General features: G+C 51.0%; 14 protein-coding genes. 6 read left to right on the top strand and 8 right to left on the bottom strand.

What is annotated here, in order from left to right:
* Positions 1 to 123 precede the first annotated feature (123 nt).
* From purF to metH, 4 genes are read right to left on the bottom strand one after another with little or no spacing between them, the layout of a single operon-like run.
* Entirely contained in the window at positions 124 to 1,611 is a 1,488-nt protein-coding gene (gene purF / locus APA10_RS04030; protein ID WP_003630129.1) for an amidophosphoribosyltransferase, read from the bottom strand.
* A 46-nt stretch (positions 1,612 to 1,657) separates the two neighbouring features.
* Entirely contained in the window at positions 1,658 to 2,182 is a 525-nt protein-coding gene (locus tag APA10_RS04025) for a CvpA family protein (protein WP_003630130.1), read from the bottom strand.
* Between the two features lie 51 nt (positions 2,183 to 2,233).
* The gene (locus APA10_RS04020; protein WP_003630131.1) at positions 2,234 to 2,584 is read right to left on the bottom strand and encodes a hypothetical protein; all 351 of its coding nucleotides are present in this window, start codon (positions 2,582 to 2,584) and stop codon (positions 2,234 to 2,236) included.
* 21 nt (positions 2,585 to 2,605) lie between these two features.
* Positions 2,606 to 6,112 (bottom strand): methionine synthase, encoded by a 3,507-nt coding sequence (gene metH, locus APA10_RS04015; RefSeq protein ID WP_035365958.1) that lies wholly within the window; start codon positions 6,110 to 6,112, stop codon positions 2,606 to 2,608.
* A 664-nt stretch (positions 6,113 to 6,776) separates the two neighbouring features.
* Between metH and APA10_RS04005 the strand changes: the two genes are divergently transcribed.
* From APA10_RS04005 to APA10_RS03980, 6 genes are all read left to right on the top strand, one after another.
* Positions 6,777 to 9,032: a peptidase domain-containing ABC transporter gene (locus APA10_RS04005; protein ID WP_003630137.1), complete on the top strand. Its 2,256-nt coding sequence runs from the start codon at positions 6,777 to 6,779 to the stop codon at positions 9,030 to 9,032.
* A 4-nt stretch (positions 9,033 to 9,036) separates the two neighbouring features.
* On the top strand, positions 9,037 to 10,500 hold the full coding sequence (locus tag APA10_RS04000; protein WP_003630139.1) for an HlyD family type I secretion periplasmic adaptor subunit: 1,464 nt from the start codon (positions 9,037 to 9,039) through the stop codon (positions 10,498 to 10,500).
* A 47-nt stretch (positions 10,501 to 10,547) separates the two neighbouring features.
* On the top strand, positions 10,548 to 12,320 hold the full coding sequence (locus APA10_RS03995) for a tetratricopeptide repeat protein (RefSeq protein ID WP_003630141.1): 1,773 nt from the start codon (positions 10,548 to 10,550) through the stop codon (positions 12,318 to 12,320).
* Between the two features lie 67 nt (positions 12,321 to 12,387).
* Positions 12,388 to 15,474, top strand: a complete 3,087-nt coding sequence (locus APA10_RS03990) for a glycosyltransferase (RefSeq protein ID WP_003630144.1) — start codon at positions 12,388 to 12,390, stop codon at positions 15,472 to 15,474.
* 69 nt (positions 15,475 to 15,543) lie between these two features.
* Complete coding sequence (locus APA10_RS03985) at positions 15,544 to 16,689, top strand: hypothetical protein (protein ID WP_003630148.1); 1,146 nt, start codon at positions 15,544 to 15,546, stop codon at positions 16,687 to 16,689.
* A 77-nt stretch (positions 16,690 to 16,766) separates the two neighbouring features.
* Positions 16,767 to 18,206 carry a glycosyltransferase family 4 protein gene (locus APA10_RS03980; protein WP_003630151.1) on the top strand — a complete coding sequence of 480 codons (1,440 nt, stop codon included), beginning with the start codon at positions 16,767 to 16,769 and terminating at the stop codon, positions 18,204 to 18,206.
* 52 nt (positions 18,207 to 18,258) lie between these two features.
* Here APA10_RS03980 and APA10_RS03975 read toward each other — a convergent pair whose 3' ends face one another.
* Genes APA10_RS03975 through APA10_RS03960 form a run of 4 tightly spaced genes read right to left on the bottom strand, consistent with a single transcriptional unit; the run spans position 18,259 to position 21,750 of the window.
* Complete coding sequence (locus tag APA10_RS03975; RefSeq protein ID WP_014457521.1) at positions 18,259 to 18,846, bottom strand: PqiC family protein; 588 nt, start codon at positions 18,844 to 18,846, stop codon at positions 18,259 to 18,261.
* Positions 18,846 to 19,802 (bottom strand): MlaD family protein, encoded by a 957-nt coding sequence (locus APA10_RS03970; protein ID WP_003630154.1) that lies wholly within the window; start codon positions 19,800 to 19,802, stop codon positions 18,846 to 18,848. The genes APA10_RS03975 and APA10_RS03970 overlap by 1 nt, the downstream gene beginning before the upstream one ends.
* Positions 19,803 to 19,807: 5 nt before the next feature.
* Complete coding sequence (locus APA10_RS03965) at positions 19,808 to 20,593, bottom strand: ABC transporter ATP-binding protein (protein WP_003624184.1); 786 nt, start codon at positions 20,591 to 20,593, stop codon at positions 19,808 to 19,810.
* Positions 20,593 to 21,750 (bottom strand): ABC transporter permease, encoded by a 1,158-nt coding sequence (locus tag APA10_RS03960; RefSeq protein WP_003630155.1) that lies wholly within the window; start codon positions 21,748 to 21,750, stop codon positions 20,593 to 20,595. The genes APA10_RS03965 and APA10_RS03960 overlap by 1 nt, the downstream gene beginning before the upstream one ends.
* Between the last annotated feature and the right edge of the window lie 124 nt (positions 21,751 to 21,874).

The raw sequence follows: 21,874 nt of genomic DNA, 5'->3' as shown, positions 1-21,874 counted from the left end.
AACTACAACCCTCACGTGCCACACTCAGAGCTTAACTGACGACACGCCGTAGAATATGGAGAGTGAGAGTTACAAAAAAAGCGGCCAATTTGGCCGCTTTTTTATTTAGTAAGGCTGCTGGCCTCAGGCAGTGCCGGGGCCAAACTCAGCATCATGGTCGATCAAGGGAATAGGGTAATCCCCCGTAAAGCAGGCATCGCAATAGCGGGCATCGCTTGCCTGACGGTCTTTGTAACCCATGGCGCGGTACAAGCCGTCTAGCGAAATAAAGGCAAGGCTATCCACGCCAATCAATTCCGCCATAGCTTTCAGATCATTCTGGGCCGCCAGCAGTTTGCTGCGTTCTGGCGTATCAATGCCATAGAAGCAGGAATGCCGAGTGGGCGGGGAAGAAATGCGCATATGCACTTCTGTTGCCCCCGCAGCCCGCACCATATCCACAATCTTGCGGGATGTGGTGCCGCGCACAATGGAATCATCCACCAGAATAACGCGTTTGCCGCTCAGAATTGGGCGATTGGGAGAGTGTTTCATCTTCACGCCCAAATGCCGGATCTGATCAGTGGGTTCGATAAAGGTGCGGCCCACGTAATGGTTGCGGATAATGCCGAGTTCAAAAGGAATGCCGCTGGCTTCGGCATAACCGATAGCTGAAGGCACGCCTGAATCGGGCACTGGCACCACGACATCGGCATCTACATGGCTTTCACGCGCCAGTTCGTGGCCGATCTGCTTACGCACTTCGTAAACAGGCAACCCTTCCAGAACGGAGTCTGGGCGAGCAAAGTAGATGTATTCAAACACGCAAAAACGCGGGTGCGTATCACCAAACGGGCGCAGGGAGCGGATACCGTTTTCATCAATCACAACCAGTTCGCCCGGTTCCACATCACGCACAAATTCTGCGCCGATAATGTCCAGACCACAGGTTTCTGATGCAAGAACCCATGAGGGCTGCTTACCATCTTCAGAAGGTAGCTTGCCAAGCACTAGTGGGCGCACACCCATAGGGTCACGCACACCAATCAGTGCCTCTTCAGACAGCACAACCAGTGAATACGCGCCGGTTACCCGTTTCAGCGCATCAATTAGTCGGTCTTCCACTGTTGCGTACAGGGAGATGGCAATCAGATGGATGAAAACTTCCGAATCCGTGGTGGACTGGAACAGGCAGCCACGGCGGATAAGTTCGCTCCGCAGGGTATCGGCATTGGTCAGGTTACCGTTATGGGCCACGGCCAAGCCGCCAAACGCAAATTCAGCAAACAGCGGCTGCACGTTGCGCAGCAGCGTGGCGCCTGTTGTGGCGTAGCGGTTATGACCAATGGCGCGTGTGCCTTTTAGCGTAGCCATAACGCGGGAATCTGCAAACACATCACTTACAAGGCCAAGGCCTCGGTGAGAGTGGAAGCGACGTTCCTGCGGGTCAAAACAGACAATACCGGCGGCTTCTTGCCCGCGGTGTTGTAGGGCGTGCAAACCCAGAGTGGTAAGGGGAGCAGCATCCTTAGCGTTCCAGATACCAAAGACAGCACATTCTTCGTGTGGATGATCATCATCCAGTGTCAGTGGATCAGGCAAGGAAGCAGACGGCGTGGGATGGGCGAGCATAAGCGTGCAGGGCCTCCGCAGAAGGTCAGAAACTGGCCGTATGGGATCACAAGGTGGCGTCATGACCTGTAGAAGGATTCCGCGCAACCCCTTTTGCGCTTAAATCCGGTAGATATGGCTGGATATGGGATGCGCCGAGCCGGATGTAAGGGGTAAGCCGGCTATCTTCTGTCAGGGCGGCCATGTCTTGGGGCTGTAGTAACCATTGTGCGGCCATAAACAGCACAACCACCAAAAACATCCCGCGCACAATTCCAAAAAGCAGGCCCAGTAACCGATCCAGCGCATCCAATGGGGTGGCTTTGACGATTCGGACAATGACAGCAGAAAGCACATAACCAGCGCACAATACCCCAAGCAGAAGCAGAGCAAAGGAGCCTATCTGTGCGCCTGTAGGGGAGGTGATAAAGCGCTGCACAAAAGGCAGAAAAGCTGCGTGAAAGCGCAGCGCCAGCACAATGGCAATGCCCCAGCTCACAAAGCCTAGCGCATGCTGGGTGAACCCTCGCCAAGCACCATGCAGGGCAGACAGGCCAATAATCAGCAGGGAAAGGGCATCTATGGCAGCCATGAGGCAGGCTTTATGCCAATGAATGAGCGACCTGTCATGCGCTTCTGTATTTTATGGCAGCTTGCTGGTGGTCACGCGCCAAGGGCGCATAACCTTGCCATTTCTTTTTTTTCGGTGCGGAGGTTGATTCAACTTCATCAACAGCTCGGCCACTTCCAGCCTGCGCAGCAGTTCTGTCCATACTTCGGCCGGATCAACATCCTGGCTTTCCCACAATTTGTGCAGGGTTTGCAGGAACAAAGTGCTTTCATGCACGATATCCTGCTGCCGGTTATCTATAAACGCGGCAGTACAGTTTGTGGCATGGAGCCCGACCTGCCGGCAGAGCCGCTTGAGCGCGGCACTAGCTGGAGGAGAGGCAGGTGGCGGTGAAGTAACCATAAGGTGAATGATGCGCTGCATCTTCACCCTTGGTCAATGGTATTAGATTGTGAAGTATTTTGCGTGCTTGTTTAGAATAACAAGTGCAGAGGTAGACTGTTCCGGATGGAGTTGATCTCCATCTGTTAAGGAAACCCCAATACGTTCAGCGTCCAGCAGGGCTAGAATGGGGTGCTGATCTTCCAGTCGTGGGCAGGCCGGATATCCGAAGGAATAGCGAGAGCCGCGATATCCCTGCTGAAGCAGTTTTTCCATATCCCGCGCATCTTCCCCGGCAAAGCCGAGTTCTGCCCGGATACGCTTGTGGGTGTATTCGGCCATGGCTTCGGCCATTTCAACGGAAAGACCGTGCAGATACAGATAATCCTGATATCGGTTTTCCTCAAACCAATCACGGGCAATATCAGAGGCTTTCTGGCCAACGGTTACAACCTGCAGGCCAATAACATCACGTTCCGGCTCTGAGATGTCGCGCACAAAGTCAGCAATACATTCACCATCCGCCTTGGGCTGGCGTGGTAGCGTAAAGCGGCAGGCTTCGGTTGTGCCGTCTTTTTCAAACAGCACCAGATTATTGCCATCTCCGGCGGCTTTCCAGTAGCCGTAAATAGCCTGCGGTTTGAGAATGTGTTCTTTGGCTGTCAGATCAAGCATCCGGCGCAGAATTGGACGGAGTTCTTGGCGCGCCCATACCAAGAAATCATCCAAAGAGCGGCCTTGTTTACGGAAGCCCCACTGGAACTGATAAAGCGCGCGTTCATTCAGGAATGGCAGAACGGCTTCTGGCGTAGCTTCCAAGACGCGGGAACCCCAGAATGGCGGAACCACGGGCGGTTCATCTGCTGTTAGGCGTTCACGCCGTGCACGGGCCGCAGCAACATCAACGGGGCCAAAGCCACGTGTTTCTGCTGTTTCTGGCGTGCGGGCATTGGTGCGTGTGGCTTTACCTTCGCGCCGTTTCTGGATGGCTGCCAGATAATCATCAAACTTCTTCTGGCTGATCTGGTCCATAAGCGTCAGACCATCAAAGGCATCACGCGCGTAGGCTACACGGCCTGTAGGCGCATAGGCGGCAACGCAATCTTCTTCCACATAGTTGCGGGTAAGTGCGGCACCACCCAACAGAACGGGTGTATCCAGCCCAGCGCGGGAGATTTCTTCCAAATTTTCGCGCATGATAACGGTGGACTTCACCAACAGGCCAGACATGCCAATGGCATCGGCCTTTTCCTTGCGCGCAGCGTCAATCATATCCTGCACAGGCACTTTGATGCCCAGATTAACAACGCGATACCCATTGTTGGTGAGAATGATATCCACAAGGTTCTTGCCGATATCGTGCACGTCACCTTTAACCGTAGCCAGCACGATTGTGCCGCGTTGCTGGCCATCTATCCGCTCCATATGCGGTTCCAGATAGGCCACAGCGGCTTTCATGGTTTCGGCAGATTGCAGTACGAATGGTAGCTGCATCTTGCCTGCACCAAACAGCTCCCCAACCACCTTCATGCCATCCAGCAGAACAGTGTTGATGATATCCAGCGGGGCCATGTTCTGCATGGCTTCTTCAAGGTCTGCTTCCAGCCCTTTTCTGTCGCCATCAACAATGCGGTCTTTCAGGCGTTCTTCTGCTGTTTCAGCCCGTTTGCGCTTCACCGCATCTGCGGCTTTACGATCTGCAAACATGGCCAGAAGCGTTTGCAGTGGATCGTAATCTTCTGTGCGGCGGTCAAAAATCAGGTCTTCCGCAACCTTCACTTCCTCAGGGGCAATCAGGTGCAGAGGACGGATTTTGGAAACATGCACAATGGCGGCTGTCATGCCCGCTTTAACGGCGTGGTCCAGATAGACCGAGTTCAGCACGGCACGTGCCGCAGGATTCAGCCCGAAGGAAATATTGGAGAGGCCGAGCACAATCTGAATATCCGGGAAGGCATCCCGAATCATTTTAATGCCCTCAAGGGTCCACTGCCCCAGTTTGCGGTCATCTTCCGCACCGGTGGCGATTGTGAAGGTGAGGGGGTCAATCATCAGGTCAGACTGTGGCAGACCGTATTTTTTGCAGGCAAAGTCTACAAGGCGGCTGGCAATACGCAGCTTGTCTTCCGGCTTGCGGGCCATGCCCTCTTCATCAATGGTCAGGGCAACAACAGCGGCGCCAAACTTGCGGGCCAGCTCCATGCGGTCTGATGCAGGGCCTTCGCCATCTTCAAAGTTGATGGAGTTGATGATGGGTTTGCCGCCGTGTAGCTTGAGGGCTGCCTCAATAACCGGCGTTTCGGTGGAATCAATTACCAGTGGTGCATTTACGGATGAGGTGAAGCGCTTGATCACTTCATCCATTTCTGCACGTTCGTTACGGCCTACAAAAGCTGTGCAGATATCCAGCGCGTTGGAGCCTTCACGGATCTGCTCACGCCCAACGGTTACGCAACCATCCCAGTCATGCGCTTCCTGGAGTTCACGCCATTTTTTGGAGCCGTTGGCATTGCAACGTTCCCCAATGGAGAAATAGGCGTTTTCCTGCCGGAGGGGCACCTGAGAATAAAGGCTGGCAACAGAAGGCACCCATACGGATGTGCGCGGCACAGGGGCAGGGCGTAGGCGGCCAGTGCCTTCTGCACGGCGGCGCAACATGGCATCCAATGCTTCTGTATGTGGGGTGGAGGTGCCACAGCAGCCCCCAATCAGGTTCAGGCCATCCTCTGTAATAAAGCGCTCAACCCATGTGGCCATTTCTGCGGGTGTAAGAGGGTAATGGGTCTGGCCGTTCACCAGTTCTGGTAAACCCGCATTGGGCTGCACGGAAATGAGTCGCGGCCAGTTTTCAGACAGCCATTTCACGTGTTCGGCCATTTCCTGTGGGCCGGTTGCGCAGTTCAGGCCCATCAGATCCACATCAAGGCTATGAATGACTGTGGCTGCCGCAGCAATGTCCGGCCCAACCAGCAAGGTGCCTGTGGTTTCTACCGTGACCTGCACAAAAATCGGGGTTGTGGTGCCCAGTTCTTTCCGTGCAATCTTTACGCCGTTTACAGCTGCCTTGATCTGAAGTGTGTCTTGGCAGGTTTCAATCAGGATTGCGTCTACGCCGCCTTCAATCAGGCCACGGGCTTGTTCTGCCAGAGCGGCTTCAAGGCTATCGTAATCAATATTGCCCAGAGAGGGCAGCTTGGTGCCGGGGCCCATGGAGCCCAGAACATAGCGGGTGCGGCCATCGGCAAAGCTTTCTGCAGCTTCGTGCGCCAATATGGCGGAGTTCTTGTTGATTTCCCGTGCTTTGTCTGTCAGACCAAATTCACCCAGTGTGATGGGAGAGCCACCAAACGTATTGGTTTCCACCATGTCTGCGCCGGCTTCAAAATAACCGCGGTGGATTTCACGGATAAGTTCCGGGCGTGAGAGCGTGAGAATCTCGGTGCAGTTTTCCTGCCCCCAGTAATCACGCTGGACATCCAGATCCAGCATCTGGATACGTGAGCCCATGCCTCCATCACAAAGCAGAACCTGATCACGGAGGGCATCAAGAAGGGGCAGACGAGAAGACATGGCGACCATAAAATATAAAAGGAAAGGGAAGGGTGCTTTCCCAACACCGCAAAGCACAAGGCTTCACGTTATTCCAGAGAGCAGCCCGTATGTCCACTAGCCTTATAGAGCAGAGCGTAAAGCCTAGAGATGGGCGGATCATGCTTCATGTTTGTATATCGGTGCCAGACAAGAAGTCTGATGACCATGAAGATGCGCTTTTATTTGTTAATACAGAAATAACGCAAGAACAGAATGCAGGGTGGTGCCATATTTGGCGTTGGAATGGAGAGGTGGGGCAGCATGCCGCGCATTGTGTGTGCTGTACCGGGCAAGGCAGCTTATCGGCCTTTTTGCTGGCGCGTGCTCAGGAAAGCGTTTTAGGGCGCTGTGCACCTTACCAATCTGTGTGGGTTGTATGCCGCAAAAATGAAGCAGAACGTGTGCAGAAACGATTGCAGAAAGAAGGATTTTTAAATTCTTTTTATAAATTTGTCGCTTAAAGCCAGTTTTCTGCCTTTATTACTACTCAGTTTTCTTTACATATTTTGCAATAACCTACACAGAAAAACTTGGAGACTGTGTCTTCTCCTGTCATAACGGCGCATGTGCCGGGCAGGAACGTATCTGCTGTATTTGTGCGGTACGCTGTATTGTTAAGTTGGTTTAACCAAAAGGGTTGTGCGTGGACCAGACTGATCATGTGCCGGAACAGGCCGGTTCTCCTTCAGATACAGATCGCGGTCAGGGAGCTCCCGTTTCTGCGCCTGTTATCCGGTTAAAAGCTGTTGTTGCAGCGGCCAAATATCATGGTCTGGAACTGGATATCCGTGATTTTGCAGCGGAACCGGGAGAAGATACGCCATCCCCCGCAACATTGGTGCGCTGGTTGGAAGAACAGGGCGCAGTCGCAAAGGCTGTGCGGATTAAGTGGCGTTATCTTGTCAAGATGGCCAACTCCCCGCCGATTGTTCTGATGTTCCGCGATGGTTCTGCCGCGCTGATGGTGAATGCGACACCAGATCGTGGGGTCGTATGGCTGCAGGATCCGCTTAAAGGCGCGGCTGTGGCTGCTGTGCCTGTAGATGAGTTGCGTCTGTCTCAGATATGGACAGGCGATATTCTTCTTATCAAACGGCGCAAAGGGGAAACAGAAGCTGATGCGCCGATCAGTCTTGGCTGGTTGGCCAATATGGTGCTGCGTGAAAAACGCTCTTTGCGCGATATTGGTATTGCATCCATGACACTAAGTGTTCTGCAGATTTTTCCGCCGCTTATTGTTATGCAGGTTATCGATAAAGTGGTGAATTACCATTCCATGTCGACGCTTGTGTCAATTTCTGGGCTGCTATTTATATTTTCACTTTACGAAGTGCTTATCAGCTATGGGCGGCGTGAGTTGTCTATGGTGCTGACAACACGCATTGATTCTCGTATTTCCCTGCATCTTTTCAGTCGTCTTTTGTCTTTGCCGCTGGAGTACTTTGAGCGTCAGCAGGCGGGGAACGTGCTTGGGCGTGTGACAGCTATTTATAAAGTGCGAGATTTTTTGACAGGACGGTTAATGAATACCGTTCTGGACTTGTTTACACTTGTTGTTATTCTGCCCTTCCTCTTTATTCTCAGTTCAACGCTGGCTTGGATGACAGTCGCCTGTGCAGGCCTTATTGGCTTGGTTGTTGTGATTGCTATGAGCCCGCTTGCCAAACTCATGGCGGAACAGCTTGCTGCTGATCGGGATAGAAGTGCCGTTCTGTACGAAAGCGTTGCGGGTATCCGCACCCTCAAAACACTTGCTTTGGAACCTATTCGTAAACAGGCGTGGGATGATGCCACAGCAAATGTTATTCGTTGGAAACTTGCAGTAGGGCGTTTTTCCAACTGGACCCAAACAATAGTTATGCCGATTGATCTGTTTATCAGTCGTGGCATTATTCTGGTGGGTGCTTATCTGGCGCTTTCTAGCTCTTCTTCCGTAGGTATGGGGGGCTTGGTTGCTTTTATGATGCTGGGGGGGCGCGTTGCATCACCTCTGGTTGGCTTGGCAAGGCTCATGGACGAGTTCAACGAAGTTATGGCATCGTTGGGAGAGGCTGCCTCGGTCCTGAACCAACCCACAGAAACAAGAGCACTAACAACAGGTATGCGCCCACGTATCAAAGGGGCGCTTTCGTTTGAGGACGTGAACTTCTCTTACCCTGGATCTACGCGATTGGCGCTGAAGAACGTCAATTTCTCCGTGCCAGCCGGTACTATGCTGGGTCTTGTTGGCCGAAGCGGATCTGGTAAATCCACCATTACACGTTTGTTGCAAGGGGTGAGTCGATCTTATACGGGCTATCTCAAGCTGGATGGTGTTGATTTGCGTGAAATCAATCTTACCCACTTGCGCCGGTCTTTTGGTGTGGTGTTGCAGGATAACTTTCTGTTCCGCGGCACCATTTATGATAACATTACGGCAGGTCGTCCCGGATTTACGATTGATGACGTAGTGCATGCAGCCAGAATGGCTGGGGCCGAAGAGTTTATTGAACGGATGCCCGCTGGTTATGAAACCTTCATTGAAGAAGGTTCAACCAATATTTCTGGGGGGCAGCGTCAGCGGCTTGCTATTGCGCGTGCTGTGATTACAGATCCTAAGCTGATGATTTTGGATGAAGCAACGTCAGCGCTGGATCCAGAAAGTGAAGCTTTGGTGAACGCCAATCTGGAGCGGATTGGTAAAGGCCGTACGATGGTTATTGTTTCTCACCGTCTATCTTCTCTTGTAAACTGTGATCAGATTTGTGTGATGGATCAAGGGGAAGTGGTTGATATTGCGCCACATGATGTTCTGCTTGAACGGTGCGATATTTATCGGACACTTTGGATGCAGCAAAACCGGCATACAGAAGGACGCGCTTCTTCTGCAGATGCATCTTTGATCGCGGAAGGAGAATAATCCCATGAGCGAACAGGATGCACAGGTCGTGCCGAACGATCCATCTGATGACAAGCAGCAGCAGGCCGTCTTGCCGGTTTCGGATGATTTTCTCAAGCAGGCTGATGATCCCTATGCACAAGGTGATATGCCCGTTGCGCTCTTGGAGTTTCATTCTCCAACAGCGGCACTGGTTAATATGCCGCCTACCCCCAGTGCGCAGTATATTATTTGGGTGATTGGCGGGCTGGTGCTGTTTTCCATGATTGGAATGACAACCTTCCCGCTTGACCGTATTGTTTCTACTCAAGGTCGTTTGGTTTCTAGTGAGCCATCGCTTGTGATCCAGCCGCTGGATACATCAATCATCCGCTCGATTGATGTGAGAGAAGGGGATTTTGTTCATAAAGGCGATGTTTTAACTTATTTGGATCCTACGCAGGCGGGCGCAGATAGTGAAAATCTGAAAACCCAGATGGATCAGTACCAAGCTGAAGTGGATCGCCTTACGGCCGAAGCGAATGGGCAGGACTATAAACCTGATGTGAATAATCTGGCTTCGTTACCGCAGGGTGAGGCTTATTTGCGGCGTATGGCTGAATTTAACGCTAAGGTTGAAAATTATAATAAGCAGATTGCCAGTTTGCAAAGTGACTTGCAGGGTTATGTTGCAAATGCTGCAATGTATGCCGCGCGTTCCAAGGTGGCTGGTGATGTGCATAAAATGCGTATGGAGCTTCAGAAGGACCAGGTAGGGAGCCGACTATCTACTTTGAGTGCTCAGAATGAGTTGATGGAAGTTGAACGTTCGCAGATTTCGGCTCAGCAGCAGGCAGCTTCCACCCGCAACAAGTTGGCTGCCGCAGTTTCCGAAAAAGAAGGCTATATTCAAACTTGGAAAGCCGAAATTTATAAAGATTTAATAGTAGCACAGCATAAACTTGCAGAAGCGAAAGGCGCGTACCAAAAAGCCATTTTACATAGTAGTATGGTAGCGCTGAAAGCTGATGAGGACGCTATTGTACTGAATATTGCTAAAATTTCTGTTGGGTCTGTTGTGACCCCAGCAGAAAAATTGATAACCCTTGTGCCTGTAGGGAAAGGGTTGGAAATTGAAACAGTTATGTCTGGGCAGGATGCCGGCTTTGTAAGGCTTGGTGATAAAGCACAGGTGAAATTTGCGACCTTCCCTTACCAGCAATATGGTGGTGCAGAAGCAACAGTTAAAACCATTAGTGCGGATTCTTTTGTATCGGGTGGAAGTAATGGGCCAAGCTCGGAAGAGGTGACACCAGATAATACGTCCAAGTCTTTTTACAGTGTCCGTCTGCGGGTTGATAAATATACATTACATGGCGTGCCCAATTTCTTTCATCCTCAACCGGGGATGCCAGTTACAGCGGACATTCGTGTGGGTAAGCGCACGATCATGCAGTATTTGTTGAATAGTATGGTGCCATTGATGTCCAATGGGATGCGTGAACCCTGATTGATAAAGGGTGTAATATAATACTCTGTGTATAGAGGATCGGGGCTTTGGTCTGGAAACTGTTTCAGAAAACATTCGGGAAGTCGGGTAAAGATGTTGAATCTCGACTTGAACAGGCCAAAACACAGTTAAAAGAGCAGCCAGCAGAAGCATTTAGCAAGCTGGCTGTTCTTGCGAGAGAAGGAAGTGCTGAAGCTCAATTTTTAGTTGGGCAGTGCTATCTTACAGCGCAAGGCGCTCCCCCAGATTTGGTGGAAGGTGCGCGCTGGGTACGTCGTGCAGGTCACAATGGATGGGCACAGGCTTCTTTCGTTCTGGCAACATTATACCTGCACGGTTTGCCACAAGAAGTGGATGCTGATTCTCCGAAATCCATTTTTGATGATGCACCCGAGCAAAGTAAGCGCGAGCCCGATTTTGTTAAGGCTGAAGAATGGGCGCGGCGTGCAGCAGATGCAGGATATGCAGATGGGCAGGCCCTGTATGGATATATCTTAACGGCTGGTCCGGAAAATATTCGTAATCCTGAACAGGCTTTGGAGTGGTATCGAAAAGCTGCATCTAATGGATGTGTGCAGGGCCATTTAGGGCTTGGGCTTGCCGCACTGGCACAGGCAAAAACACAGGAAGATTACAAGGCCGCTGCAGTCGAGCTTAAAAAAGCGGCTGATGGTGATATGGGTACTGCCCTGTATCTTATGGGGGTTATGACGGAACGTGGTATTGGCGTTCCACAAAACATTACTGAATCCACAAAGTATTTTGCAAAAGCAGCAGAAAAGAAAGTGCGTGGTGCACAGGCCAAATATGGTTTGGCCCTACTTTCTGGCAAAGGTGTTGCGCGTGATACTGTACGAGGAGAAACATGGCTAAGACGTGCCGCTTTGGCAGGAGATGCTGAAGCCGCTGCCATTTTGGGGGATATGCACGGACGGGGTGGCGAGATGCCCCCCAATTATGCCGAAGCTATTTCTTGGTATCGTTTTGCTTCAGATCAGGGGCACGCGGCATCTAGCCGTACATTAGGCAATATTTATCTCACTGGTGTAGGGGTGCCCAAAGACCCACAGGCCGCCGCGCAGTGGTTCAAGATTGCAGCAGAACAAGGTGATAAGGAAGCCACGGCTGAATTGGGTAATCTGGCCTTGGCTGGCGTTGTCCCCACTGCAGAGGCTGCCGAAGTTCTGGAATGTTATCGAAACGCTGCAGCGCAGGATGATTTTCTGGCCGCGTTCAACGTAGGGGTTGCACTCGCTCAAGGGGTGGGTTCCCAGAAAAATGAGGAAGAGGCTCTTAAGTGGATTCGTAAAGCTGCCGATAAAGTCGTGAATGCGCAGTATTGGTACGGACGTATGCTGCTAGAAGGGCGAGGGGCAGAACGGAACCCGCAAGAAGGGCGGGAGTGGATGGAAAAGGCCGCTGAATCTGGCATGACCGAAGCTCAGCTTGCCTATGGGCACTTGCTGATTACAGGAACAGGTGGCGTAAAAGACCATCCAGAGGCTTTGCAGTGGTATAAAAAAGCCGCTGAATCTGGCAATGTGGATGCTATGTTTTCTATTGGTGCCATGTATGGCGGCGGCCATGAGGTTCCAGAAGATTTGGTTCTGGCACGGTCATGGTTTCAACAAGCAGCTGAAGGTGGTCATGGCCTCGCGCAGTTGATGATGGGGCGTTATCTGGCCAACGGCATTGGCGGAGACAAGGATCTGGAAGGGGCCAGAGCTTGGTATCGGAAAGCAGAAAAACAAAATGTTTTGCAGGCAAGTATTGAGCTTTCCAAGCTTGGTGTTGGTGAAGGTGCGCAAACACCTTCCTAGAAAAATTCCTGAAAATTCCAAAAGGTTTAGCATTTTATTTTCACAGTATCATTAAAAGAATAGGTGCATGTCCATGGCCGCCCTGAATCAGTCTGAGAGTCAGCAGGCAGGGTTTGTCACGGAGGCAGACCGAATAGCATATGAACAGCGCGCAAGTGCCTTAGCGCAGGAATCTTTCAGGCAGGGGAATGCCGCTTGGCAGGCAGGGTCTCATGCTCTTGCGCGTGATTGGTTGGAAAGAGCCAACAGACAAGCGCGTGATAACCCACACGTTATGTTTGCACTGGTTTTGGCGCGTCAGGCTGTTGGGGATAATGAAGGCGCCATTAAACTTTTAGATCAGCTTTTAGAAAAATTTGATTTTCGCGAGGGATGGAGTCTGCTGGCAACATTAAAGCAGGCCAATAGAGTGGGTTACCAGGCCTTACTCGCTATTCGGCATTTGCTTACATATTATGCGTGCACACCAGATATAGAAAAACTGGCAACAATTATTACCCGTTTAAATGGTGTTTCCTGTTGGTATGGATTGCAGGGAAATGGCCAAATTGTAGGGGTAGGCCTTCCGGCAAAAGGGCTGCAACTGGTTGTTGATGGCAAAATCAAAAAAGCCGTGCGTAAAAAGGGAGCATGGTTTTGTCCTGCAGGATGGCAAACGGCGCGCACACTTTGCATAATGTCTTCTCACGGCATCTCTTTTCCAGATAGTGGCGTGTGCCCACAAAAGATCGTGCAGTGTGAAGGACTGGTGGACGTTGGGGAGAAGGGGCTGACAGGCTGGGTCTGGCAGCCGCATGATTCTGATAATGCACCCGTTTTAGATATTCGAGATGCGAAAAATAATAAGAAAATTCTAACATTTTGTGCGGAAGATTTTTGTAACTCTGTGAGTTCCAAACAGCCATTAGCGCGATATAGAGCGTTTACAGTTCCTTTTTCTGCTCTGCCGGAAGCTCCGGTAAGAGTGATAGGTCCAGACGGAAAAGATCTCGCCGGTAGCCCAATAGATCCGGATATACTACGTTCTGCAGCCAGCCAGAGTGCATCTTATATGGCAGAGCGGAGTAAAGGTAAGGAACCGCCTCGAACACACGTATCTATTCCAAAAATTATACCTATTCCAGTTATGGATGAGGGTAACGCACAGCCAAAGGTTTCGGGGGATACGGCTGAAACTGTTATTGTCATTCCAGTGTTTAAAAATGCCATGCGTACTTTGGCTTGTTTGCAGAGTGTGCAGGCAAGTCTGAAACCAAGGGCATCCGTGCACGTTTGGGTGGTGAATGATGCATCCCCGGAGCCAGAATTGGTCACCTCTGTTTCAGATTTTTGCCAGCAGGCGGGTTTCCGGTATCTGGCAAGGGCCCGCAATGGCGGGTTCCCATGTGCAGTCAATGAAGCACTTCGTCATCTCTCTGGATATGATGTTGTATTGCTGAACAGTGATACATTGGTGCCAGAAGGATGGCTGCAAGCATTGCGGAAAGTTGCCTATGCAGCCTCAGATACAGGAACAGTCACTCCACTTTCTAATGACGCCAGTATTTTTTCCTATCCAGATCAACAAGGTACAAATCTTGTACCAGATCTGGAAGAAACAGATTTATTCATGCAAATGGCACAGGCCGCCAATACAGGGCGCAGTGTAGAAGTGCCTACTGCTCACGGTTTTTGCATGTATATTCGCCATGATTGCTTGCAGCAGACAGGGTTGTTGCGTGAGGATGTGTTTGCGCAAGGCTATGGTGAGGAAAACGATTTTTGTATGCGCGCACGTGCTCTTGGGTGGAAGCACATGGCAGCCACTGGTGTTTTTGTAGCGCATGTTGGCAGTAGTTCGTTTGGGGAAAGTGCTAGCCCTTTAATGCTACGGAACCAAAAGGTTCTGGAGCAATTGCATCCGGGGTATCATGATTACGTTGCGCGATGGATGGCAGCAGATCCTCTTTTTGCGGAACGCAGGCGCCTAGATCTTGTCCGGTTTAGAAGTGACAGGGCAGAAGATTTTTCAGATCAGGCGGTCTTGTTGGTTACGCATGCCGCAGGTGGTGGCGTGGAAAAGGTCGTACAGGAACGCGTAGACTTTTGGCGTGATCGAAAAATACGCCCGCTTATTCTCCGCCCATCTGAGCAAGGATGTCTGCTGGAAGATGGAGGAAGCAAGGTAAAATATCCTTCCCTATGTTTTACGTTTACCAAGGAAATGGGGCTCCTGCTGCGGATTTTGCGTGCAGAAGGTGTGAGATGGATAGAGTTCCATCAAATAACTGGTCATGATCAGCAGGTTAAAGATCTGCCAGCACGTTTAAAATGTATATATGATGTGTTTGTGCATGATTATATCTGGTTTTGCCCCCGCATTTCATTGATGGGGTGGAAAAACCGTTATTGCGGTGAACCAGACGTGGCAACATGTGAAGTGTGTGTGACGGTGCTTGGTCGGCATGTGGATGATACCTCCAGTGTTGCGGCCTATCGCAAGGTGGCACATGCTTTTCTGCAAAAAGCAGAGCAGGTTTTTGTGCCATCACGTGATACGGGGCGGAGATTGGAAAAATATTTCCCCGATGTTCCGTTTACAGTGCAAAGGTTAGAAAAAGACAGTTTTTTAAAAAAGCAGTTTCAGATTCCAGAGCCGGTGGAGCGGAAAACCGCACAGGCAAGTGCATTTTTGGCGCAGGGGCTTAAGCGCGCCACATCGCGCATCCGGGTGTGTGTTGTGGGCGGTATAGGCCCACAAAAAGGCTATAATATTTTGTTTGAGGCTGCGGTGGATGCTGCTTTGTACGATCTGCCTTTGGAATTTGTGGTGGTAGGACATACGCCGGATGATGCAACATTATTAAAAACAGGACGCATTTTTGTAACAGGTCAATTTCAAAAAGAGGATGTTGTTTCCTTAATTCATGCAGTAGATGCCGATATTGCCTTACTTCCATCTGTATGGCCAGAAACATGGTGCTTTGCTTTGGGAGATATTTGGAAAGCTGGGTTACATGTTGTTGCGTTTGATTTGGGAGCTCCGGCAGAACGCATTCGTGCTACAGGTTTGGGGAGTGTGGTGCCATTTGGTATTTCCATACGGGAGTTGAATAAAAAATTACTGGAAAAGGGTAGGGAATTGCAGAACAAAAGAAGGCTTTCGCTTGCCTAACTCTTTCTTTACTTACTGGTGTTTTTTTGTTTTACAGTTTAGCTGAAAATTTAGGATGGAAGAGGTTTTATGTCTCAGGCAAGCCAGCAGCGGATTACTGATCTGAAAGTCACAGGTCATCTGATGACACTCCAGACCGGTCTGTTCTGTATCAGCCATGCAACAGGTCAGCAGCCGCCAACATCTGCCGGTTTGCCTGGGGTTCGTGTTTCTCTTCCACCTGTTTCTGTCCCGGGCAATGTACAGATTGTCACGTTTGAGCAAGATGGCTGGATGGGCGGCAGAAACAATGCTGCGCTAGTGCGTGTACGTCGTGGTCCAGCACAGGTGATGATCACCATTTATCAGGAACTGAACACCCGGCATGATGCGCCGCGTTTGCAGGTGATTCAGCTGAGTGCGGAATCTGATCCGCTGCCAGTTCCTGTCCCTGCTGCGATGCCTGTGGTATCTGAGGCAGAAGCACCAAAAGAAACTGCACCAGCAGAAGCTCCACTGGTTCAGAAGCCCGAAATCGGCGCGCATATTCAACGGCGAGGTGATGTTACCGGCATTCTTGGTGAATGGATGGGGGTTCCGGGTAGTCAGGCGTGGATTGAAGGTTTTGGTATTGCACCAGCTCATCTGATCCAGTCTGATGATATTGAATATCAGGCTGTTTTGGGTAAGGGTTGGCTTTCTCCGTGGGTGGAAGGTGGCCAGTATTGTGGCAGCCGCGGCATGGCATTGCCTATTTTGGGTTTATGTGTGCGCCTGAAAGGGGCCGCAGCTAAAAAATTCATTTGCCGTGTAACAGCCAGCTTTACCGACGGTACCAAAATCGGACCCGTTGATAACGGTGAACCCGTAGAAGCTGATAGCTTGGCACCGTTGGAAGCGTTCCTTGTTGAAATTCTTCCTCGTGATGCAGAAAGCAAACCCAAGCGCGGCGGCCGTAAGCGGAAGCAGAATGCTGCAGAAGATCTGGCTGCTCTCTTGGAAGAAGAAATAGAAGAACTTGAAGCCGAAGTTCTGGAAGAGGCAGCAGAGCTTCTTGAGGAAGAAGGGTTTGACGAAGAAATAGAGGAAGACGTTGAAGAGGAAATGCCGGTTAAACCGGTAAGGCAGGCAGCCAAATCTCAGCCACGTCGTGCGTCTTCAGTAACTCAGAAGCCAGCAAAACCCAAAGCGGCAGGGCGCGGTGGAGCACGCGGGCGCAAGCCTTCTCGCCGTTAAAATATTCACGGACAGGTCTGGTTTTAAATACCGGGCCTGTTTTTTATTTGTGATTAGAGCAGCACGCAGGTGCAGGTTTGAAATACCTTTTTATCCATCAAAATTTTCCCGGCCAGTACCTGCACATTGTGCGCCATCTGGTGCAGAATGATGACAACGAAGTTGTTTTCATTAGTGAAGATAACCAGAACGCCATTAAAGGTGTGCGCCGTGTAAGATATCGTATGCCTCGTGGTGCTGCGGCACAGGCGCATCTGGCTGTGCGCGAACTGGACATGGGTATGGTGCGCGCCAATGAGGTTGAAAAGGCCGCTCGCACTCTCAAAAATCTGGGGTTTCAGCCCGATATTATTATCGGCCATCACGGGTGGGGAGAACTACTGAATATTCAGGATGTGTATCCTGATGTGCCCGTCTTGGGATATTTTGAGTTCTACTATCACACTGAACCTGGGTTTGATGTTGGGTTTGATCCAGAATTTCCGCTTCAGCCCCAAATGCTGCCCATTGTGCGGGCCAAGAACGCCATTAATCTATTGGCTTTAACAGGCCCCAGTTACGGCCAGACGCCTACTGATTTTCAGAAAAGTGCTTATCCGGCGTGGGCCGCAGACAAAATTACGGTGCTGCGTGAAGGGGTCGATCTGGAGACCTGCAAGCCAGATCCCAAACTGGCAAAGAAGATTTTCAAGCTAGGTGACATTAAAATTTCACCTAAGGATAAGCTGATTACCTATGTCTCGCGTGATTTGGAGCCCTATCGCGGCTTCCATGTATTTATGCGTGCGCTTCCGCAGATTTTGGCAGAAGAGCCCAATGCTCATGTTGTTATGGTCGGCGGAGATGGTGTCAGTTACGGAGCTCCACTGGCATCTGGTTGCTGGCGAGAGAAAATGCTTCAGGAGCTGGATGGGCAACTCGATCTAAGCCGTGTGCACTTTGCGGGTAAAGTTGATTACCCGGATTTTCTACGTCTTCTGCAACGTTCAGATGCGCATGTTTATCTCACATATCCTTTTGTCGCATCGTGGTCTCTGCGTGAGGCAATGGCTATGGGGTGTGCGATTGTAGGCAGTGCGACTGCTCCAGTGCAGGAATTTCTGACCGATCAGGAAACAGCTGTGCTGGTGCCGTTTACGGAGCCAGACAAAATTGCCGATGGCGTGCTGGAAGTGCTGAATAATAAGCCACTGGCAACCCGCTTGCGCCGTGCGGTTAGAGAAAAAGCTGAGCAGACTCTTTGCATTAAGTCGTATCTGGCAGAGTATGAAGCTCTTATTGCGCGTTTAATCGCAACACATAAGGCTGAAGCTGGCCTTCTTCCTCAGGAAAAATTGGAGGAAGTAAAAAAGCCAGTCAAGTCAGCAAGGAAGCCAGCATCACGCCGGGTTTCCGGTAAGACTGTTGCCGCACGTGCTACCAAAAAAGCCATGCCTTCTGTTGCAGCAAAAACAACACGTTCTGCTGTGCGAAAAACAGCAGCAAAACCACGCAAAGCAGCTTCTGTTAAAAAGTAAGATCAGAGGCTCAGCCCGATATAATCAGGACTTATTATATCGGGCTGCTTTATTACTGTGCAGATGGAATGGACAGATTAACCTGATCGGCCAGTTGAATAACCAGCTTACGCATTAAGGATGCTGTATCCGCATCTGTAGAAACAGATCCTGTAGCCGTAAGGTGCGCACGGTTGCGAATAAGCGGTTTTTTAGGATCCCGCGGGATAACAGCCCAGTTTGCATCCAAAATTGCCTGACCATCTACGTTCACATCAAAACGTGAAACGTTAATCTGAACACGCATATTGGCGGCATCTGCCAACGGCTGGTCTGTAATCAGTTCGTTGGGGTGGGACGATGCAATTTCGTTGGTCACCAAATCTGTAATGCCCAGAGAAAGCCGTGTCGCCCAGCGTGAGCGCGGGCTGCGGATAACTTCTTCCCCCTGCCGGGTGATCATGTCTTGGCTATCAAGATAATCGGGCAGTACTGCGCGGCTCACTTCTATGGTGGTCAAGCGGGCAGAAAGATGCGGCTGCTGAATATCCCGGTCTCCCGGCATACCAAGCGTATAAAGCCGAAGGGGCGGAGAGGCGCAGCCTGCAAGCAGGGTGCATGCCCCCAGGAAAGCCAGAGCAATACGGCGAGGAGGAAACATCATGGACGGCGTCCCATCAGCAGAAGTTGCGGGTTACGTTCCACATCGCTGGCGAAGCCACGTAGGGAGGCTGCCGCAGCAGCAATATCCCGCAGTGAGGCATCCAGATTTGCTCGGTCGATAGAACGTGGTGAGAGAATATCCTGCAAGGAATCCAGAGTTTTTGTAGCAGAGGCCAATGTTGCGTGCAGATCCTTGCCACGAGCATCAAGCTGCGTATTTCCGGTATCCATCAGCTTGTCCATTTTCAACAGCGTCACGTCCAGTTTGGCCTGTAGATCCTTGATGGCATCTGTTGCAGCCTGCACTGTTTCGTGGGAACGGTCAGCCGTTTCCTTCACGCTGGAAATCAGCGGCGGCAGATCCTCACGCAAATGATCGCTCAAAGAGGTAATGGAAAGCAGGGCCAGATCAGCATGATGGCTGATATCCTTAATGGGAATCTGGCCGATAGTGTCTTTCAGCTTTTCCATGGTGGAAAGACGGACAGGAATTTCCGGCAGGTTGGTAATGCGTGGATGCAGAACAGGGGTAACGGATTTATCAAAATCCAGTTCAATGTTGGACTGTCCTGTTACAAAGCTTTGCAGGTTCAGTTCAGCACGCAAACCATTGCTGATCATTTCCTGAATGCTGACTTTGGTGCCTCCTGGCACGTCTTTCACCACATGGATCTGGTCAGGCTCCAGCGTGAGCACAACGGGAATGTAAGCCTTACGGTCCTGTGGATCAAAGCGCAGGGTAATGCTTTTAACCGTGCCTACCTTAACGCCGCGGAAATTTACGGGCGCGCCTACAGACAGGCCGGTGATGGAGTTTTGGAACACAACGGCAGCTTCACGCGAGGGGGTGAAGAAGCGCATGTGCCCAAAAGCCATGATAATGAACAGGCCCAGCAAGCCGCCAAGGATCACAAACGCGCCGATCAGAGTTTTCCGGTTTGTGCTTTGAGACATGCCGTTCAGCCTTCTGTCTTGTCTGCGGAGGGGATAGAGGCAGATCGGTTCATAAACGCCGTTACCTCAGGAATCTTGCAGGTGTCGTGCAATGCGCGCGGTGAACCATGCGCAATGGGTGTGTGTGTTTTGGCATCTAAAAAGATGCCATCGTCTGCAATGGCAAACAGGCTGGGCAGTTCGTGGCTGACAATCATAATGGTTGCCCCCAACCCATCGCGTAATGTCAGGATCAGATCATCCAACCGGGCAGACGTAATGGGGTCTAGCCCAGCGGAGGGTTCATCAAAAAACAGAATATCGGGTTCCAGGGCTATGGCGCGTGCAAGACCTGCACGTTTGCACATGCCGCCGGATATTTCGGAGGGGAACAGATCAATTGCCTGTTCCATACCCACAAACCCCAGCTTTAGTTCCACCAGACGTCGAATGGTGTCGGGCTTGAGCGAAGTGAACATTTCCAACGGCAGAGCTACGTTTTCTCCTACCGTCATGGAACTCCACAAAGCGCCGCTCTGAAACAGTACACCGTAGCGATGGTTGATATCCGTGCGGCGCGCATCGGATTGTGCCCAGTAATCTTCCCCATCTACCAGAATCTGCCCGGCAGTTGGGCGCAGCAGCCCGATCATGCTTTTAAGCAGCGTGCTTTTGCCGCAGCCTGAACCACCCATAATGGCAAAGATGGAGCCACGCTTCAGATCAAAGGAAACATTCTGCTGAATGATTTTGGGGCCGAACGATAACTGCAAATCGCGAACGGAAATAAGAGTTTCTGCGTCAGACATCATCAGATTCCAAGCGCGTTGGCTATCACGGCAAAAATGGCATCCATGGCAATAATGCCTACAATGCCAATAACGACGGCGCGTGTAGCGGCAACACCAACATCAGCCGCACTGCGTCCGGCTTTTAGCCCCACACGGCAAGCTGCCAGTGCAATAAAGCTGGCGAAAAAGAAGGATTTGATAAACCCGAAGATAAATTCCTTCAGTTCCACACCATCAAAGGTGGAAATCCAATAGCCGATGGGGGAAACATCCATCATGCTCATGGAAACGGCAAATCCGCCAAAAATCGCAACAATGGTGCCGTACAGATAAAGTAGCGGCATCATGAGCGCGAGAGACACAATGGATGGCAGCAAAATGTAACTGGAGATAGGGATGCCAAACACTTGTAAGGCATCAATTTCTTCGTTACCCAGCATGGTGGAAATGCGGGCTGCATAAGCACCGCCAGTTCGGCCCGCCATGATAATGGCTGTCATGATAGCCGAAATTTCACGTGCACAGGCAATGCCCACCAAGTCTGTAACGTAAATTTCAGCCGCAAACTTCCGTAGTTCCACTAGCCCGACAAAAGCCAGAATGGCACCCACAAGAAAGTTGACAATACCAACAATAAGCAAGGCATCGGGTCCGGCGTTCCAGATATCCAGCAACAGGTCTTTCATGCGCATGGCACTTTTGCCACGCACAGCCTGTGTGGCGCCTTTAGCTGTCTCTAATGCCAGCTCACTTACTGTACCAGTTTCAGTAAGCCCTTTGAGGGTTGCATCACCCACCCGTGCAAAAATACCTTCGGTATTGCGTGGGGGTTGCGCAGGTTCAGCTGGCGCATCCGGTAAAAGTGCCAGAAGCCTTTGTGCGGGTGCCGGAAGATTTTGCTCATCAAAATGAAGCTGCGCCTTGCTGGCAGCCTGTTTGACATCCCACAAAAAGGCAACAAAAGCCGAATCCCAGTTTTTTAAGCCGGATGTATCAATGTGGAGCGTATGGCCGGGTTCTACAGGCAGTTTGTCCTGCGGAAAGGGTGTGGCACCCCCTGCCTGAACGGTCCAAGCCCCTGCAACATTCAAGCATACACCGTCTGCCGTGTTCTGGAGAGACCACGCAGGAGTGTCGGCAGCCTTGTGAAGACCGGAAGAGGGAGATTGATCAGCCATAATTTGGTGGCGACATTACGGCACAGGCAAGCCTATGACCAGCCCCCTTGGTTCACGCATGTTAGAAGGGGTAAACCTTGAGTTTGCCTTGGTTTAAGAACAATAACTTAGCTGGCAGTCCTTT

Source organism: Acetobacter pasteurianus subsp. pasteurianus LMG 1262 = NBRC 106471, assembly GCF_000285275.1.
GTDB classification, from domain to species: domain Bacteria; phylum Pseudomonadota; class Alphaproteobacteria; order Acetobacterales; family Acetobacteraceae; genus Acetobacter; species Acetobacter pasteurianus.
This window is presented reverse-complemented; position numbering and strand designations above follow the sequence as displayed.